14 protein-coding genes are annotated in these 18,760 nt (G+C 37.0%); 13 read left to right on the plus strand and 1 reads right to left on the minus strand.

Translation table 11 applies throughout. The features are described from left to right. Positions 1-87 precede the first annotated feature (87 nt). From ilvC to yihA, 11 genes are all read left to right on the plus strand, one after another. A complete protein-coding gene (gene ilvC, locus CD003_RS18795; RefSeq protein ID WP_096202775.1) occupies positions 88-1,110 on the plus strand; it encodes a ketol-acid reductoisomerase in 1,023 nt (340 codons plus the stop codon). After that, a complete protein-coding gene (locus CD003_RS18800) occupies positions 1,097-2,644 on the plus strand; it encodes a 2-isopropylmalate synthase (protein ID WP_096202776.1) in 1,548 nt (515 codons plus the stop codon). Before ilvC ends, CD003_RS18800 begins: the two co-directional genes overlap by 14 nt. Positions 2,645-2,854: 210 nt before the next feature. Then, positions 2,855-3,952 carry a 3-isopropylmalate dehydrogenase gene (gene leuB / locus CD003_RS18805; protein WP_096202777.1) on the plus strand — a complete coding sequence of 366 codons (1,098 nt, stop codon included), beginning with the start codon at positions 2,855-2,857 and terminating at the stop codon, positions 3,950-3,952. Positions 3,953-4,024: 72 nt separating this feature from the next. Beyond that, entirely contained in the window at positions 4,025-5,437 is a 1,413-nt protein-coding gene (gene leuC / locus CD003_RS18810) for a 3-isopropylmalate dehydratase large subunit (RefSeq protein WP_096202778.1), read from the plus strand. 29 nt (positions 5,438-5,466) lie between these two features. Then, the gene (leuD, locus tag CD003_RS18815; RefSeq protein WP_096202779.1) at positions 5,467-6,054 is read left to right on the plus strand and encodes a 3-isopropylmalate dehydratase small subunit; all 588 of its coding nucleotides are present in this window, start codon (positions 5,467-5,469) and stop codon (positions 6,052-6,054) included. Positions 6,055-6,289: 235 nt separating this feature from the next. After that, positions 6,290-7,330 carry a tetratricopeptide repeat protein gene (locus CD003_RS18820; protein WP_096202780.1) on the plus strand — a complete coding sequence of 347 codons (1,041 nt, stop codon included), beginning with the start codon at positions 6,290-6,292 and terminating at the stop codon, positions 7,328-7,330. 123 nt (positions 7,331-7,453) lie between these two features. Next, positions 7,454-8,755, plus strand: coding sequence for a trigger factor (gene tig, locus CD003_RS18825; RefSeq protein WP_096202781.1), 1,302 nt, complete (start codon positions 7,454-7,456; stop codon positions 8,753-8,755). 501 nt (positions 8,756-9,256) lie between these two features. Next, positions 9,257-10,528: an ATP-dependent protease ATP-binding subunit ClpX gene (gene clpX / locus CD003_RS18830; RefSeq protein ID WP_096202782.1), complete on the plus strand. Its 1,272-nt coding sequence runs from the start codon at positions 9,257-9,259 to the stop codon at positions 10,526-10,528. Positions 10,529-10,674: 146 nt separating this feature from the next. Continuing rightward, entirely contained in the window at positions 10,675-12,345 is a 1,671-nt protein-coding gene (gene lonB / locus CD003_RS18835) for an ATP-dependent protease LonB (protein ID WP_096202783.1), read from the plus strand. Positions 12,346-12,580: 235 nt separating this feature from the next. Further along, on the plus strand, positions 12,581-14,905 hold the full coding sequence (lon, locus tag CD003_RS18840) for an endopeptidase La (RefSeq protein WP_096202784.1): 2,325 nt from the start codon (positions 12,581-12,583) through the stop codon (positions 14,903-14,905). Further along, on the plus strand, positions 14,902-15,510 hold the full coding sequence (gene yihA, locus CD003_RS18845; RefSeq protein ID WP_096202785.1) for a ribosome biogenesis GTP-binding protein YihA/YsxC: 609 nt from the start codon (positions 14,902-14,904) through the stop codon (positions 15,508-15,510). The genes lon and yihA overlap by 4 nt, the downstream gene beginning before the upstream one ends. Before the next feature lie 47 nt (positions 15,511-15,557). Here yihA and CD003_RS18850 read toward each other — a convergent pair whose 3' ends face one another. Then, positions 15,558-16,034 (minus strand): LiaF transmembrane domain-containing protein, encoded by a 477-nt coding sequence (locus CD003_RS18850; protein WP_096202786.1) that lies wholly within the window; start codon positions 16,032-16,034, stop codon positions 15,558-15,560. A gap of 417 nt (positions 16,035-16,451) precedes the next feature. Between CD003_RS18850 and hemA the strand changes: the two genes are divergently transcribed. Together hemA and CD003_RS18860 are read left to right on the plus strand one after the other, a co-directional pair. Continuing rightward, positions 16,452-17,843, plus strand: coding sequence for a glutamyl-tRNA reductase (gene hemA, locus CD003_RS18855; protein WP_096202787.1), 1,392 nt, complete (start codon positions 16,452-16,454; stop codon positions 17,841-17,843). A gap of 9 nt (positions 17,844-17,852) precedes the next feature. After that, positions 17,853-18,683 carry a cytochrome C assembly family protein gene (locus tag CD003_RS18860; RefSeq protein WP_096202788.1) on the plus strand — a complete coding sequence of 277 codons (831 nt, stop codon included), beginning with the start codon at positions 17,853-17,855 and terminating at the stop codon, positions 18,681-18,683. The last annotated feature ends 77 nt before the right edge of the window (positions 18,684-18,760 follow it).

Here is an 18,760-nt window from a genome sequence, read left to right on the forward strand (position 1 = left end):
TAACCAAGTCGAGTACTTAAATAACTAAACATGTGTATTAAAAAAATTCAAAATAAAAAATAATTTAAATTAGAGGAGAGATTTATTATGGCAAATGTATATTATAACGGAGATATCAACGAAGGTTTATTACAAGGGAAAACAGTAGCAGTAATCGGTTACGGTTCACAAGGTCATGCGCATTCATTAAATTTACGTGAAAGTGGAGTAAACGTAGTAGTTGGATTACGCCCTGGTGCATCTTGGGATCAAGCAGTAGCAGACGGATTTGAAGTACTTCCTGTACGTGAAGCAGCAGCTAAAGGTGACTTAATTATGATCCTACTTCCAGATGAGCACCAACCAAAAGTATATAACGAGTCTATCGCACCTGAATTAACTGCTGGTAAAGCATTAGTATTTGCTCATGGATTTAACATTCATTTTAACCAAATCAAACCACCTGCAGATGTTGACGTATTTTTAGCAGCTCCTAAAGGGCCTGGTCACTTAGTACGCCGTACGTACACTGAAGGTGCTGGAGTACCTGGATTAATCGCTGTATATCAAGATGCTACTGGTAAAGCAAAGGATCTTGCATTAGCTTATGCTAAGCAAATCGGTTCTGCTCGTGGTGGAGTTATTGAAACTACATTCCAAGAAGAAACTGAAACAGACTTATTCGGAGAGCAAGCAGTATTATGTGGAGGAACTTCAGCACTTGTAAAAGCTGGTTTCGAAACTCTTGTAGAAGCTGGGTACCAACCAGAAGTTGCATACTTTGAGTGCTTACATGAGTTAAAGCTAATCGTTGACCTAATGTATGAAGGTGGACTTGAAGGAATGCGTTACTCAATTTCAGATACTGCACAATGGGGCGATTATGTAGCAGGTCCACAAATCGTAACTGAAGATACGAAAAAGGCTATGAAGAAAATTTTAACTGACATTCAAACAGGTAAGTTTGCTAAAGGGTGGATTCTTGAAAACCAAGCAAACCGTCCAGAATTTACTGCTATTACTAAAGCTGAAAGTGAGCACCCAATTGAAGTTGTTGGTCGCGAACTACGTGAAATGATGCCATTTGTAAAAGCCAAATCAAAGGGAGTGGTAGGTAGTGCGAAAAATTAATGTATTCGATACTACTTTAAGAGACGGAGAGCAATCTGCTGGGGTCAATCTTAATTTCGAAGAAAAATTAGAGATTGCACAACAATTAGAACGTCTTGGTGTCGATATCATCGAAGCTGGGTTTCCAGCTTCGTCCCAAGGGGACTTTCGAGCTGTTAAAGCAATAGCTGATACAGTGAAAGGTAGCTCAGTAACTGGGCTATCTCGTTCTCTTGAAAAAGAGATTGATATATCTTGGGAAGCATTAAAGGGTGGAGCTGAGCCAAGAATTCACGTATTTCTAGCCACATCTCCAATTCATATGACACACAAATTACGAATGACTCCTGATGAGGTTGTTGAGACAGCAGTAGCTTCTGTGAAATATGCAGCAAAACGATTCCCAATTATTCAATGGTCTGCTGAAGATGCGTGTCGCTCAGACTTGGACTTCCTAGTCCGTATTATTGAGCAGGTAATTGATGCTGGTGCTTCAGTTATCAACATTCCAGATACAGTAGGGTATATTACGCCGAAAGAAATCACTCACATTTTTACTTACTTAAGAGAAAATGTACCTAATATCCACAAAGCGCAATTATCAGCCCACTGCCATGACGATTTAGGGTTGGCTGTTGCCAATTCACTAGCAGCAATTGAAGCAGGTGCTGACCAAGTTGAATGTACGGTTAATGGAATCGGTGAACGTGCAGGGAATGCTTCATTAGAAGAGATTGCTGTTGCATTAAAAATTAGAGGCGATGCTTACAAGGCAGAAACTGGATTAACGTTAAACGAAATTAAACGTACGAGTTCATTAGTAAGTAAATTAACAGGTATGATTGTACCTAATAATAAAGCTGTTGTTGGTAATAACGCCTTCGCTCATGAATCCGGAATCCATCAGGATGGAGTTCTTAAAGAAAAGACTACGTATGAAATTATTACTCCTGAACTAGTTGGGGTTTCATCAAATCGTATGGTACTTGGAAAACATTCTGGTCGTCATGCATTTAAAGAAAAAATTAAAGAACTTGGCTATACAGCAACTGATGAGCAGTTAAATAAAGTATTCAAAGCTTTCAAAGAGCTTGCAGATAAAAAGAAGGAAATTACGGAAGACGATATTTTCGCTCTTATGACAGACGAAAAAATCGGCGCAGCAGTTAAATACTATGAAGTGCACACACTTCAAGTTAACTATGGAACAACAAACATTCCTACTGCAACGATTACAATGCGTACTCCGAATGATGAAGTGGTCGAAGAAGCTGCAACTGGATCAGGTAGTGTCGAAGCAATTTATAATACACTTGAGCGTATTATAGACTCTCCAGTGAAACTATTAGACTACCGAATTCAATCAATAACTGGCGGAAGAGATGCCCTTGCAGAAGTATTTGTAAAAGTACTTTACGATGGTACTGAATCCACAGGCCGAGGCACAGCACATGACGTCTTAGAAGCGTCAGCAAAAGCCTATATAAACGCTGTTAACCGAATCGTTAACAGAAAAATGCGAGAAGAAGAAACAGAAACAGAAGTGCATATTTAAGATTCAACTAAAAAAGGTCGCTTTTACCTTTTTTAGTTGAATCGAAGCAATGAGCAAAGACGCTGCCATCTTTTAAGTTAACTATGAGTGGGTTTCTCATAGTTGACGCGCAGCGATCGGAGCCATTGCCACAAATACATTTAATCGCGTATACTTACGTTCTTTATTTACTGAACATTCAATTATTTATACAAAGAAAGGAAGGTTAAAATGAAAAAGAAAATTACAGTATTACCAGGAGATGGGATTGGTCCAGAAGTAACAAAAGCAGCAGTATCTGTACTTGATGTCATTGCTGAAAAATATAATCATGAATTTGAATATACTTACGCAAAACTTGGTGGGGTTGCGATTGATGAATATAACACACCATTACCTGAAGAAACAGTAAAAGTATGTAAAGAAAGTGATAGTGTACTTTTAGGAGCAGTAGGAGGCTACAAGTGGGATAACCTACCAGGTCATATGCGTCCTGAAAGAGGGTTACTCGGAATCCGTAAGGAGTTAGAATTATTTAATAACTTACGTCCTGTTGTAGCTTTTTCTAGCTTATCTGATTCTTCTACGCTAAAAAAGGAAGTAATAGATGGGGTTGACTTATTGATCCTTCGTGAATTAACAAGTGGTATTTACTTTGGTCAGCCTAGTGAACGTCGTCAAGAAGCTGACGGAGAAGCTGTTGTTGATACACTTTACTACAAACGTAGTGAAATTGAGAGAATTGTAAAACAAGCTTTTGAACTTGCACGAGTTCGTCGTAAAAAAGTAACATCTGTTGATAAAGCAAACGTATTAGAGTCAAGCCGAGTATGGAGAGAAGTAGCTACTGAAATCGGTAAAGACTATCCAGATGTTGAGCTAGAGCACATGCTAGTAGATAACGCAGCTATGCAGTTAATCCGCGATCCTAAACAGTTCGACGTAATGGTAACTGAAAATATGTTTGGTGATATTTTAAGTGATGAAGCATCTATGCTTACAGGCTCACTTGGAATGCTTCCTTCAGCTAGCTTAAGTAGTGACGGTCCTGGATTATTTGAACCGATTCATGGTTCTGCACCTGATATTGCAGGTCAAAACAAAGCCAATCCATTAGCGATGATTTCTTCTGTAGCAATGATGTTAAAATATTCATTTGGTCTTCAAGAAGAAGCAGAATCTGTTGGAAATGCAGTTAACACAGTACTAGAGCAAGGACATCGTACTGGAGATATCGCTAAACCAGGTGAGAAGGTACTTACAACAACTGAAATGACAGAAAAGGTAATTGAAGTAATTACTAGTAACGTAGCTAAGACAGTTAGCTAATTTATATTAAATATATTAGAAAGCAATATGGTTGTAGCGCCTTATATTGTTTTCAGATGGAGGAAGAGGAGAATGAGTCCAAAAACGATTATTGAAAAAATTTGGGAAAAACATACCGTTCTTGAAGAAGAGGGAAAACCCAATTTACTTTATATAGACTTACACATGGTACACGAAGTTACGTCTCCGCAAGCTTTTGAAGGACTTCGCCTTAGTGACCGTAAAGTACGTCGTCCAGATTTAACGTTTGCAACAATGGATCATAATGTTCCAACAGTTGACCGTTATAATATTACGGATGAAATTGCTAGAAAACAAATGGATACACTTTCGCAAAACTGTAATGAATTCGGAATAAAAATTGCTGATTTAGATAGTCCTGATAATGGAATTGTTCACGTTATTGGGCCTGAGCTAGGATTAACACAGCCAGGTAAAACAATTGTATGTGGTGATAGTCATACTTCTACTCATGGAGCTTTCGGAGCTTTAGCTTTTGGTATCGGTACGAGTGAAGTAGAGCATGTTCTAGCTACACAAACATTATGGCAATCAACTCCTAAGACGCTAGAAGTTAAAGTAACAGGAAGACTTTCGCAAGGAATCACTGCAAAAGATGTTGTTCTTGCTATCATTGCTAAATTTGGAGTAGATTTCGGTACTGGTTCAGTAATTGAATTTACTGGAGATGCGATTCGTGGTATGACGATGGAAGAGCGAATGACAATTTGTAATATGTCAATTGAAGCGGGTGCAAAAGCAGGCTTAATTAGTCCTGACCAAGTAACGTTTGATTACTTAAAAGGAAGAGAATTTGTCCCTTCTGGCGAGAATTTTGATAAGGCTGTTGCCGAATGGAAAGCATTAGCTACTGATGAAGGTGCTGTATATGACCGTTCAGTTGAAATCTCAGGGGATGAAATTCAACCTATGGTAACTTGGGGAACGAATCCATCACAAGGTATTGGTATTGATGAAGCAATTCCAAGCCCTGAAGATGGAAAGACTGGCTCAGAAACTAAAGCGATTCAACAAGCTTTAGATTATATGGGCTTTGAACCAGGAACGAAAATGACAGATGTTGAAATTAACCATGTGTTCATCGGTTCATGTACAAATTCACGTATGAGTGATTTAAGAGCAGCAGCTGCGGTAGCAAAAGGACGTAAAGTAAAAGAAGGCGTTCGTGCAATCGTTGTACCAGGTTCACAAAAGATTAAAAAGCGTGCAGAAGGTGAAGGTTTGGATAAAATCTTCTCTGAAGCTGGATTTGAATGGCGTGAATCTGGCTGTAGTATGTGCTTAAGTATGAATCCTGACTTCGTACCAGAAGGAGAACGCTGTGCTTCTACTTCAAACCGTAACTTTGAAGGTCGTCAAGGTAAAGGAGCAAGAACTCACTTAGTCAGTCCGGCGATGGCAGCGGCAGCAGCTATTGAAGGTAAGTTTGTTGATGTTCGTACATTTGTAAAATCACCAGTTTAATATAAAAAAGGATAGAAGGTGTAGAATAGATGGAACCAATTGTTGTTCATACAGGGAAAGTGGCGGCAATGAACCGCGTAAACGTAGATACAGACCAAATTATACCAAAGCAGTTTCTAAAGCGTGTTGAGCGTACTGGTTTCGGAAAGTTTTTATTTTTCGACTGGCGCTATAATGCGGATGGGACAGATAACCCTGAATTTGAATTAAATCAAACGCACAACCAGGGCTCTACAATCTTAGTTGCTGATCATAATTTTGGATGTGGTTCGTCTCGTGAGCATGCTCCTTGGTCATTACAGGACTATGGATTTAGAGTAATTATCTCCCCGAGCTTTGCAGATATCTTCTATAATAACTGCTTTAAAAATGGGATTTTACCAATTCGCTTAGATGAGGCAAAAGTCTATGAACTAATGGATAAGGCTGATAAAGATATTTATGAGTGTACAGTTGACCTTAAAGAGCAAAAAATTTCTGATAGTGAAGGTTTTGAATCATCATTTGAAATTGATGCTTATTGGAAAGAAATGTTATTAAATGGTTGGGATGAGATTGGTTTAACTCTTCGTTATCAAGATAAAATCAAAGAATATGAAGAAAAAGTACACGTGTAAGATTAAAAAGAACGTCTACGGAAAATTTTCCGTGACGTTCTTTTTCAGATAATTGAAAGTAGACTAGAGTTTGTAGCTACCTTTTTCTATACACTGTAGAATATCTAGTTACTAAATTGAAAAAACTATAGGCTAACGACTTAGATTCATTGTTTTTCAAAATACGAACTGATAAACTAATATGAAGGACCGATTATACTGACTATGATGACTTAGTCAAAATTGGAGAGATTTCATGAGCGACGAACAAAACAACCAAAAAGAAAATGTGATTTTGTTCCCAGGTCTCGTCTCAAAGTATGTTGACAAGGGAATGGGCTACTTAAAAGAAAAAAGCTATCACATGGCTCTTAAATCTTTTGAGGAAACGTTAAAGCTTGAGCCAGATCATCCTCAAGGAAGGCTTGGAATAGTTCTAAGTTATATTGAACTTGGACGACTCCAGGAGGCAGTTGAGGCTAGCGAAACAATGTTGAGAGAAGATATTGGTGATTACTATGATGTCCTGCAAGTCCATATCTCTTTACTAGTACAATTAGGACAATATCAAGAGGTTGTGACAATGCTTGAGGCTGTTATTGCTGAGGACAGAATACCATCTCATCTTGCTGAATCGTTCTATCATTTATTACACTTTAGTCGTCAAATGATTGAAGAACCCCTTTTAGACGATGCCGTAATTGGAGAGGCTAGTTTTAATGAGCAATTAGTAGATGAAGCATTTGAACTTTTGAAGGTAGATGATCCTCTTCGTCAGTGGAAAGGTATTCAGACACTAAAAAACAGTGAACATCCACAATTAGTTGAGAATATTTCTATTTTTTTACAAGAGGAGAAAAATGACATCCTATTAAAAAGTATGGCTTTACAGTTACTAAAGGATAGAAATGTAGATGATCCTATTCTAGTGACGAAATTGAATCAAACAATTTCAGTTATCCCTTCTAACTTATCGGATTTAGAACATTCTTCCTTTGGTGAGAGTGTTGAACAAAAGCTTCGAATGGAGTTAGAGAGTGAAAACCCAACCTTACTCGAGAATTCACTAGAAATATGGTGGCATTACTTGTTTGCTATTTATCCAATAGAGTCTTCAACTGATGATGCAGATGTCTGGGCAGCAGCAGTTCACATAACTGCGCTAGAAAGTCACGGATTTGATTTTGATGAAGTCGAAATATCTAACACATATGAAGTTCCTCTTAAAGAAGTATTACATAATATGAATCAGTTAATGGATGTCCAACATCAAGTATTTCAAGGGATTGAGAGATAAGAATTTCTTGAAATGAATGGTTGATATGTTATAATGTAATGGTTGTCAATCATGTAATGATATACAAAATCGGAATTTACCTTAATTAAGTAAGAATTAAAAGATTGTGGAGGGAAATAATAAATGACTGCAAAATGGGAAAAACTAGAAGGAAATGAAGGCGTCTTAACTGTTGACGTTGATGCTGAAAAAGTAAACGCAGCTTTAGACCAAGCTTTCAACAAAGTAAAGAATAAAGTAAATGTACCTGGATTTCGTAAAGGGAGAATTCCTCGTGGTATGTTCGAGCAACGTTTCGGTGTAGAATCTTTATACCAAGATGCTCTTGATATCTTACTTCCAGAAGCATATGCAAGTGCAATTGACGAAACTGGAATTGAGCCAGTAGATCGTCCTGATATCGATATTGAGCAAATGGAAAAAGGTTCAAACCTTATTTTCAAAGCGAAAGTAATCGTTAAGCCAGCTGTACAACTTGGTGACTACAAAGGAATCGAAGTTGAAGAAGTTGACGTAACAGTTACTGACGAAGATGTTGATAACGAAATAAAGCAACTTCAAGAAAAACAAGCTGAGCTAGTTGTTGTTGAAGATGGTACTATCGAAAATGGAGATACAGCTGTACTTGACTTCGAAGGAATCGTAAATGGTGAAGCATTTGAAGGCGGAAAAGCTGAGAACTATTCTCTTGAAATTGGTTCAGGTCAATTCATTCCTGGATTTGAAGAGCAATTAGTAGGTCTAAAATCTGGAGAAGAAAAAGACGTTGAGGTTAACTTCCCAGAAGAATATCATTCTGAAGATTTAGCTGGTAAGCCTGCTACTTTCAAAGTGAAAATTCATGACATTAAGCGTAAAGAGCTTCCAGAAATCAACGATGAGTTTGCTAAAGATGTAAACGAAGAAGTTGCTTCATTGGACGAGCTTAAAACACAGCTTAAAGACAATTTAGTTAAAAACAAAGAGCAAGAAGCTGAGCATAACAAGCGTGATACAGTTGTTGAAAAAGCAGCTGAAAACGCAACGATTGATATTCCAGAAGCAATGGTAACAACTGAAACAGATCGTATGCTTCAAGAGTTCGGCCAACGTTTACAAATGCAAGGTATGAACCTTGATATGTACTATCAATTTGCAGGTACAGACGAAAATGGTATGCGTGAACAGTTCAAAACAGATGCTGAAAAGCGTGTACGCATTAACCTAACTCTAGAAGCAATCGCTGAAGCTGAGAACATTGAAGTTTCTGATGATGATGTAGATGCTGAGTTAGAAAAAATGGCTGAAATGTACCAACGTACTGTTGAAGAGTTAAAGCAAATCTTCGCAGCACAAGGTGGATATGATGGAATCAAAGGTGATCTTAAAATTCAAAAAGCAGTGGATTTCTTAATAGAAAATAGCAAAAGTGCTACTGTAGCTTAATATGTTATATGAAAACAAGGCGCGAATCATTCGTGCCTTGTTTTCTACACCTTTATGGATAATTAAAGAGCATTCTTTAAATGATTGTACTAGGTTGTAATTAGGTAGTATGAAGTTTCCATAGTTTGTGCAAAATGAGTCGCATAGGGTTTTTATAAAATGTAGTACAAGTTTATTTTTATGGAAACATTTATAATCAATTTAATGCTTGGATAAATTTTTAGTTCAAGGAAAAGTTTAGTAAAAAACTACATAATGTAAAAAAAGGAGTTTTTCGACTCCGTCTTGAATTACTAAGAAATAGGATTTTATTTTGTTATCGTGTAAAAGCATGTATGTTTGCTGTGTCTTCACTGTATACATATTAATATGAGTGTTCTATTAACGCTCGAAAAGGATTCTGTGATACAATTCAATACATAAATCTGGTTTTGTAAAAAAATGTGATGGGCATAAGCATACAAATTTAGCTTTTCCACAAAAATTGTAAGGGGTGATAGAATGTTTAAATTTAACGATGAAAAAGGACAGCTTAAATGTTCTTTCTGTGGTAAAACACAAGACCAAGTACGTAAACTGGTCGCAGGACCTGGTGTTTATATATGCGATGAGTGTATTGAACTTTGCACGGAAATCGTTGAAGAGGAGCTTGGAACAGAGGAAGAAGTTGAATTTCAAGAAATTCCAAAGCCTCAAGAGATTAGAGAAATCCTTGATGACTACGTAATAGGTCAAGAGCAAGCGAAGAAATCACTTTCAGTCGCTGTTTATAACCATTACAAACGTATCAATTCATTGAGTAAATCAGATGATGTTGAACTTGCGAAAAGTAACATTGCTATGATTGGTCCAACAGGTAGTGGTAAGACGTTACTTGCACAAACACTTGCAAGAATCCTTAATGTACCATTTGCGATTGCGGATGCAACTTCATTAACAGAAGCTGGTTATGTAGGGGAAGATGTAGAAAACATCTTATTAAAGCTAATCCAAGCAGCTGATTATGACGTAGAAAAGGCAGAAAAAGGAATTATCTACATTGATGAAATTGATAAAGTAGCACGTAAATCAGAGAATCCATCAATAACTCGTGATGTATCAGGTGAAGGTGTACAGCAAGCACTACTGAAAATTCTTGAAGGAACGACAGCAAGCGTTCCTCCTCAAGGTGGTCGTAAACATCCACATCAAGAATTTATCCAAATTGATACAACAAATATTTTATTTATTTGTGGTGGAGCATTTGATGGAATTGAACAAATTATTAAACGCCGTTTAGGTAAAAAAGTCATTGGTTTTGGCTCTGAAACGAAACAGGAAGACTTAAAGCCAGGTGAATACTTAGCAAAGGTTCTACCTGAAGATTTATTACGTTTCGGTTTAATCCCTGAATTCATTGGACGTCTACCAGTTATTTCAAGCTTAGAGCCATTAGATGAAGAGGCGTTAATTGAAATATTAACAGCGCCAAAAAATGCGCTTGTTAAGCAGTATCAAAAATTATTAGAACTTGATAGCGTCGAGCTTGAGTTTACTGATGATGCCCTTCGAGAAATTTCTAAGAAGGCAATTGAAAGAAAAACAGGTGCTCGTGGACTACGTTCAATAATTGAAGGTATCATGTTAGACGTAATGTTTGACTTACCATCAAGAGAAGATGTTGTTACATGTGTCATCCATGACAAGTGCGTAACAGACAATGAGATGCCTATCTTGAAAACTGAAGATGGTAAAGAAATTAAATTAGAAAAAGAACCTAAGGAAAGTGCTTAAAAGATAATGTTTTTTAGCATTACGATAACCTTAAGGTTGTGAATAGAAGTCCCTAACTGACATATGTTGGTTAGGGATTTTTTGTTTACTAGGGATTTTCTCGGAGATACTAAGAGAAAATGACAAACATCTTAGGGGGGACACATATGAATTTAACAGGGATTGCCTTGTTCATTCAATTATTTTTCGGTGTGATTATTGGTCTATACTTTTGGAACTTGTTAAAAAATCAACGTACTCAAAAGGTCTCTGTAGACAGAGAGTCAAGAAAAGAAATGGACCAACTTCGTAAATTGCGTTCAATTACATTAAGTGAGCCTTTATCGGAGAAAGTCCGACCAACAGGCTTTGATGAGATTGTAGGTCAGCAAGAAGGTATTCGCTCTTTACGTGCAGCACTGTGCGGACCTAACCCACAGCATGTGATTATTTATGGACCTCCAGGCGTTGGTAAAACAGCGGCTGCAAGATTGGTACTTGAAGAAGCAAAGAAAAATGAGAAAACACCATTTAAGCCTGGAGCCGTTTTTGTTGAGTTAGATGGGACAACAGCTCGTTTTGATGAAAGAGGGATTGCGGATCCGTTAATAGGTTCTGTCCATGATCCGATTTATCAAGGTGCTGGTGCAATGGGACAAGCTGGAATACCACAACCGAAGCAAGGGGCTGTTACCAAAGCTCATGGTGGTGTGTTATTTATTGATGAAATTGGTGAGCTTCACTCGATCCAATTAAATAAACTACTAAAGGTTCTTGAGGACCGTAAAGTATTCTTAGAAAGTGCTTATTATAATGAAGAAAATACACAGATTCCAAGACATATTCATGAAATCTTTCAAAAAGGATTGCCGGCAGATTTTCGTTTAATTGGTGCTACAACAAGAACGCCTGATGAAATTCCTCCAGCTATACGCTCACGCTGTCTTGAAGTTTTCTTTAGAGCACTTCAGCCTGAAGAGATTATTTCAATCGCGAGAAAAGCAGCTGATAAAATAAATTTTGCTGTAGAGGATGGAGTATTAGAAAGAATTTCGAAATATGCTACTAATGGTCGTGAAGCAGTAAATGTTGTTCAAATTGCTGCTGGGATTGCAACTGGTGATGATAGAGAAAAAATCACAAATTCAGATGTCGAGTGGGTAATACATTCTAGTCAATTGTCTCCACGTCCAGAAAGAAGCATTAGTGAAAAGTCTGAAGTTGGTATTGTTAATGGGCTTGCTGTCTACGGACCTAATATGGGGGCTTTATTAGAGATTGAGGTTAATGTTATCCCAACAAAGGGTAAAGGACAGATAAATATAACAGGGATTGCCGAAGAAGAAAGCACAGGAAATCAAACTCGTTCAATAAGAAGAAAAAGTATGGCTAAAGGCTCTGTAGAAAACGTAGTAACAGTACTTAGAAAAATGGGCGTACCTACAGCCGATTTTGATATCCATATTAATTTTCCTGGTGGTACACCAGTTGATGGACCTTCAGCAGGTGTTGCAATTGCGGTAGGTATATATTCAGCTATTAATAATGAAAAAGTTCTTAATACTGTTGCAATGACTGGTGAAATTGGTATTCATGGAACGGTAAAACCAATTGGTGGTGTCGTAGCAAAAATAGAGGCAGCTAAACAGGCTGGAGCAACGAAAGTTATTATACCGAAAGACAATGAGCAAGCAATTCTGAAAGAAATTGGAGGAATTGAAATTATTCCTGTAACTCGTTTAGAAGAAGTGTTAGAGCATTCGATTTATGAAGAAGTTGGAGAAGAGGAAGTTATTCCGGCTAGCCAATCATTCCAATCTCCAGCTACTCAAGTATAAGAAAAGACCGCTTTGCGGTTTTTCTTATTCTTCAAAATTCAATAAGTAAGCCAAAGAGAACCTGTTTATTTTCGAAATTATAAGAAAAGTAATAGATATTAAGGAAGCAACACTGTTTTGAATTAGACAAAGAGTCATTGATAGGATAAAATTGTACAAGATGCTATAATTTTGATCGATATATTTATAACAATATTGTAGGATACGTATTAGGTTGTTTGGAGGTGTTTTTCGTATGACTGATGAGAAAACACGGGTAATACCATTATTACCGTTAAGGGGATTACTTGTATTTCCTTCAATGGTTCTTCATTTAGATGTTGGGCGTAGTAAATCAGTAAATGCCCTAGAAAAAGTAATGGTTGAAGACCATGAAATTATTTTATCAACACAAAAAGAAATATCAATTGATGAGCCCAAACAAGAAGAAATTTTTTCCATAGGTACACTTGCTAAGGTTAAACAGATGCTGAAGCTACCAAATGGCACAATTCGTGTTTTAGTAGAAGGATTAAGCAGAGCAAGAATTGATTCTTTTCAAGACAACGAAGATATGTTTGAAGTGGAAATGACAATCCTAGAAGATGATATTGTAGAGGCTGGTACTGAAGAGAAAGCACTAATGAGAAGTCTTCTCCAGCAATTTGAACAATACATTAAGCTATCGAAAAAGATTTCGGCAGAAACACTGGCTTCTGTAGCTGACATCGAAGAGCCAGGAAGATTAGCTGATGTAATTTCTTCTCATCTACCATTAAAGATTGCTGAAAAGCAGGAAATATTAGAGATGACAATTGTAAAAGAACGTCTTTTAAAATTAATTGAGATTTTAAATAATGAAAAAGAGGTTCTTGGTCTAGAGAAGAAGATTGGTCAGCGTGTAAAAAAATCAATGGAAAAAACGCAAAAGGAATACTATTTGCGTGAACAGATGAAAGCAATTCAAAAAGAACTAGGCGATAAAGAAGGTAAAACTGGTGAGATTGCCACATTAAAAGAGCGTATTGAAGAAGCGAATATGCCTGAAAATGTAAAAGAGAAGGCAATTAAAGAGCTTGAGCGTTATGAAAAAATGCCAGCAAGTTCAGCTGAAAGCTCCGTTATCCGAAATTATATTGACTGGCTTATTAATCTGCCGTGGACGAAGGAAACAGAAGATTTCTTAGATGTAAATCATGCAGAAGAAATTTTAAATGAGGACCACTATGGTTTAGAAAAGGTAAAAGAACGTGTACTTGAATATTTAGCAGTACAACAATTAACGAATGAGTTAAAAGGGCCTATTCTATGCTTAGCTGGACCTCCAGGGGTAGGGAAGACATCTCTAGCTCGTTCGATTGCTCGTTCATTACAAAGGGAATTTGTTCGAATCTCACTTGGTGGTGTTCGTGATGAGGCAGAAATACGAGGACACCGTCGTACGTATGTAGGAGCAATGCCTGGTCGAATTATTCAAGGAATGAAGAAGGCTGGAACGATAAATCCTGTATTTTTATTAGATGAAATTGATAAAATGGCAAATGATTTCAGAGGAGACCCTGCTGCAGCGTTGCTAGAGGTCCTTGACCCTGAACAAAACAATACATTTAGTGATCATTATATTGAAGAGTCTTATGACCTTTCAAAAGTCATGTTTGTCACGACTGCCAATAATATCGGCACTATTCCAGGGCCTTTACTTGACCGTATGGAGATTATTTCAATTGCTGGCTATACTGAGCTTGAAAAGCTACACATTTCTAAGGACTATTTACTACCGAAGCAAGTTAAGGAGCATGGTCTGACGAAAGGGAAGCTTCAAGTGAAAGATGATGCATTAATTAAAGTTATCCGTTATCATACGAGAGAAGCAGGTGTACGTAGCTTAGAACGACAAATGGCAACACTTTGTCGTAAAGCAGCCAAAATGATTGTTTCTGGTGAAAAGAAGAAAGTTGTTCTTACAACGAAAATGGTAGATGAAATGCTTGGGAAACCAAGATTCCGTTACGGTCAAGCTGAGGAAGAAGATCAAGTAGGAGCAGCAACTGGCTTAGCCTATACAACAGCTGGTGGTGATACACTATCAATTGAAGTATCAGTAACACCAGGGAAAGGCAAATTGATTTTAACTGGGAAGCTCGGCGATGTAATGAAAGAGTCTGCACAAGCAGCATTTAGCTATATTCGTTCTCGCTCAGAAGAGTTTAATATAGAACCTGACTTTCATGAAAAAAGTGACATCCATATCCATGTACCAGAAGGGGCTACACCTAAAGATGGTCCTTCTGCAGGGATAACGATGGCAACAGCCTTAATTTCTGCTCTTACAGGAAGAGTAGTAAAAAAAGAGGTTGGTATGACAGGAGAGATTACACTTCGTGGTCGTGTTCTACCAATTGGAGGCTTAAAGGAAAAGTCAATGAGTGCTCATAGAGCAGGTATTACAAAAATAATCATGCCTAAGGATAATGAAAAAGACTTAGAAGATATTCCAGAAAGTGTCCGCGATGAGCTAGAGTTTATTTTAGTATCACACTTAGATGAAGTATTAAAGCATGCATTGGGAGAGAAAAAATGAAAGTAACAAATGTAGAACTCCATACGGTTGGAGTAAAACCTGAACAATACCCAAAAACACTGTTACCAGAAGTAGCTCTTGCGGGACGTTCAAATGTTGGGAAGTCTTCTTTTATTAATAAGATGATTAACCGAAAAGGACTTGCTCGTACATCACAGAGACCAGGTAAAACGCAAACATTAAATTTTTACATGGTTAATGAAATGGTAATGTTAGTGGATGTTCCTGGTTATGGTTTTGCAAAAGTGCCGAAGAAAGAAAAAGAAGCTTGGGGGAAAATGATTGAGACGTACATACAGCAAAGAGAACAGCTAAAAGCAGTTGTACAGATCATTGATATCCGTCACAAACCTTCTGCCGATGACCAAATGATGTACGAGTGGTTAAAGCATTATGAAATGCCGGTAATTCTTGTAGCAACAAAAGCAGACAAGATTCCAAAAGGGAAGTATGAAAAGCATCTAAAAGAGATTCGTACTTGCCTAAATAAACACCCAGATGATCCATTATTAATCTTTTCATCTGAAACGGCTATAGGAAAAGAGCAAATATGGAATACGATTTTAAAGTTTATTAACGAAAAGAAATCAGAAACGCCAGAATAAAAATATAGAGGATGTCTTAAAAGGCCATATACCTTTTAAGACATCCTCTATTTCTTTTTCAAAATTAAATACAAACCAACAGCAATTAGAGCAATAGGCCAAAAGCCTTCTATGACATGGAAGAACGATTGAAACCAACCAATAAAGCCTGAATAAAAAAATCCAAGCGCTGAGATCAGTAACAGGATGATAGCCGGAATGAGTCCATCTTTATTCGTTCGACTATACACCATAAGGAATGATAGACCAACAATAACAGTAAACATTGCCCAGTGATTTGGCCAAAATGAGAACATGATGAGAAAGTGAAAGTGTAGTCCTAATAGAAATAAAAGCCAACCTGGAAATAAGCTATTTGATTCTCTGCCAACATAGCTTTGCACTAAAAAGGCAATACCGATGACAAGTAAGATAGATGGCCATGTGAAGAGTTGATTAACATATGGAAGATTCAGTTGCCGTAATAAAAAGAATAAACCAACCCCGATTAGAAGTATGCCTGGAAAGATTCCATTTCTTTTCATACTTTCGCCCCCTTTTTTAATACTAAACAATCATAATAAGGCTAACAACCTTTTTCTATGAATAAAATCCGAATAAAGGATTAAGCATGAGTACAAACTATAAAAAGTATATCTTACATAAACTTCCTAATTATGAACCAAAAAGAAGCAATACCAACATAATAGCATAGGCTTTCAAGATCTGTTCACAATTTTTTTTTGAGTTACCCGAAATACATGCTATAATATCATCATAATGCGTCGAAAAAGAGAAAAATTGTTTTATTATATAGAAAAACATAAACGATTAGATAACGGTGATAGCATATTTAGATGGTTTGGCTGCACATTGTACGTTTAACTTCTAATTAAAAAGTTGCTTATCGTTTCTTATCATAAATATGGGGATTTAAATTATTGTGGGGGTGAAGTAAACAAATGCATATCCTAGTTGTTGGATTAAACTATAAAACTGCCCCTGTTGAAATCCGTGAAAAGTTTTCATTTCAGGAGTCTGAGCTATCGGAGGCACTTCAACAGTTACGCAGCACAAAAAGTATACTAGAATGCACGATTATTTCTACATGTAATCGTACTGAAATATATGTTGTTGCGGACCAATTACACACTGGACGTCACTTCACGAAGGTGTTCTTATCTGAATGGTTCAACATGCCAAGAGAAGAGTTTAGTCAGTATTTAAATATACGTGAAGATCATCACGCAATTGAGCACTTGTTTAGAGTAACATGTGGTTTAGATTCGATGGTGCTTGGTGAAACTCAAATTCTAGGTCAAATTCGTGATGGATTCTTATTTGCTCAAAAGGAAAATGCAACAGGGACAATTTTTAATCAACTATTTAAGCAAGCAGTAACTCTAGCAAAGCGTTCACATTCCGAAACGGAAATCGGTGCGAATGCAGTTTCTGTTAGTTATGCTGCAGTTGAGTTAGGAAAGAAAATTTTCGGTGATTTTGCTGACAAACATGTTCTTATTTTAGGAGCAGGTAAGATGAGTGAATTAACTGCGAAGCATTTACATGCTAATGGTGCATCGAAAATTACTGTTATCAACCGTACGCAAGCAAAAGCTGCTGAGTTAGCAGAGCGCTTTTTAGGACAGGCGAAGCCGTTGGAACAGCTTCAAGAGGCGATTGCTGAAGCAGATATTTTAATTAGTTCAACTGGTGCTAGAGATTACGTTATTACAGCTGACTCTGTTCGAGGTTCAGTGAAGAAACGCCGTGGTCGTCCATTATTTATGGTTGATATTGCGGTACCGCGTGATCTTGACCCTGCTCTTGCTGATTACGATGATATCTATTTATATGATATTGATGACTTAGAAGGTATTGTTCAAGCTAACTTAGAAGAGCGCAAAGTAGAAGCAGAAAAGATTGAATTAATGATAGAAGCAGAAATTGATGAGTTTAAGAGCTGGTTAAATACATTAGGTGTTGTGCCTCTTATTTCTGCATTACGCACAAAAGCATTAACTGTACAAGCTGAAACGATGGAAAGCATTGAAAGAAAGCTTCCACATCTTTCAGACCGGGACAAAAAAGTACTTCGTAAACATACAAAGAGTATCGTAAACCAGTTATTACGTGATCCAATTACAAGAGTAAAAGAGCTTTCGGCAGATGAAAATGCAAATGAATCATTGGCATTATTCACAAAGATATTTGCACTTGAGGAAGAATTAACAGCTCAACTAGTTAGAGAGAGGGAAAAAGAAAGAATCAACCAAGTTGAAGGCGACTGGGAATTAAAGAAGAAAGAGTTTGTTCCTGCTAGACAGACTGAAAGTGTCGTTGTTCGCTCCTAGAGGAGAGTTATTTCAGTGGTTAGTTTAAATTGGTTTTACCTCGTCATTATTATTCTCTATTGTTTGAGTGTATTAGGATATTTTATTGATTTTATTCAACACAACCGGAAGGTCAATCGGATTGCCTTCTGGTTGCTTTCGATTGTCTGGATTTTTCAAACGTGTTTTTTTGTTTTACGAATGCTAGAATTTAACCGATTACCCGTACTAACCTCCTTTGAAGGTATGTTCTTTTATGCGTGGGTACTAGTGAGCTTATCTTTGTTTATTAACTGGTTTTTCCCAGTGGATTTTCTAGTCTTTTTTACAAATGTTGTTGGTTTTGTCCTTATGGCATTAAGTGTGTTCACACCAACAGGAGACGTACCTCCAGAGCTTTCACAACTACTCATTTCAGAATTACTTATCATACATGTCTTTATGGTGATATTCGGATATGCCGCCTTTACTTTGGCATTTGTTTTTTCGGTTATGTACAGCTTGCAGCATAATATGCTAAAGCGAAAAAATTGGGGGAAGCGTTTGCTTCGATATGGAAGCCTTTCTAAGCTAGATAAAATGGCATTCTGGACAACGTTGATTTCATTCCCAGTGTTTCTGTTAGGAATTATATTAGGATTAATATGGGCATCAATTAAACTTGGTGAATTACCATGGTTGGATGCGAAAGTCATTAGCTCATTAACGGTATTAGCTGTTTATGGGGCTTATTTGTATCAACGAGTAGTCAAAGAAGCAAGGGGTTATTCAATGGCAATGTTGAATATCGTAGGCTTTTTACTTGTGTTAATTAACTACTTTCTATCAAGCAGTTTCTCAAAGTTTCATCTTTGGTACTAAATTTAATTATGAATTATGAGTGATTAGTTATGAGTTATAAGTTGGAATTGCAAATTGCAAATTTCAAATTTCAAATT

This window comes from Bacillus sp. FJAT-45350 (genome assembly GCF_002335805.1).
Lineage (GTDB): Bacteria > Bacillota > Bacilli > Bacillales > NISU01 > FJAT-45350.

What these genes read in the sequence shown, in the direction of transcription:
- ilvC (WP_096202775.1), top strand. Translation starts at nt 88, where the DNA reads ATGGCAAATGTATATTATAACGGAGATATCAACGAAGGTTTATTACAA.
- leuB (WP_096202777.1), top strand. Translation starts at nt 2,855, where the DNA reads ATGAAAAAGAAAATTACAGTATTACCAGGAGATGGGATTGGTCCAGAA.
- leuC (WP_096202778.1), top strand. Translation starts at nt 4,025, where the DNA reads ATGAGTCCAAAAACGATTATTGAAAAAATTTGGGAAAAACATACCGTT.
- leuD (WP_096202779.1), top strand. Translation starts at nt 5,467, where the DNA reads ATGGAACCAATTGTTGTTCATACAGGGAAAGTGGCGGCAATGAACCGC.
- CD003_RS18820 (WP_096202780.1), top strand. Translation starts at nt 6,290, where the DNA reads ATGAGCGACGAACAAAACAACCAAAAAGAAAATGTGATTTTGTTCCCA.
- tig (WP_096202781.1), top strand. Translation starts at nt 7,454, where the DNA reads ATGACTGCAAAATGGGAAAAACTAGAAGGAAATGAAGGCGTCTTAACT.
- clpX (WP_096202782.1), top strand. Translation starts at nt 9,257, where the DNA reads ATGTTTAAATTTAACGATGAAAAAGGACAGCTTAAATGTTCTTTCTGT.
- lonB (WP_096202783.1), top strand. Translation starts at nt 10,675, where the DNA reads ATGAATTTAACAGGGATTGCCTTGTTCATTCAATTATTTTTCGGTGTG.
- lon (WP_096202784.1), top strand. Translation starts at nt 12,581, where the DNA reads ATGACTGATGAGAAAACACGGGTAATACCATTATTACCGTTAAGGGGA.
- yihA (WP_096202785.1), top strand. Translation starts at nt 14,902, where the DNA reads ATGAAAGTAACAAATGTAGAACTCCATACGGTTGGAGTAAAACCTGAA.
- CD003_RS18850 (WP_096202786.1), bottom strand. Translation starts at nt 16,034, where the DNA reads ATGAAAAGAAATGGAATCTTTCCAGGCATACTTCTAATCGGGGTTGGT.
- hemA (WP_096202787.1), top strand. Translation starts at nt 16,452, where the DNA reads ATGCATATCCTAGTTGTTGGATTAAACTATAAAACTGCCCCTGTTGAA.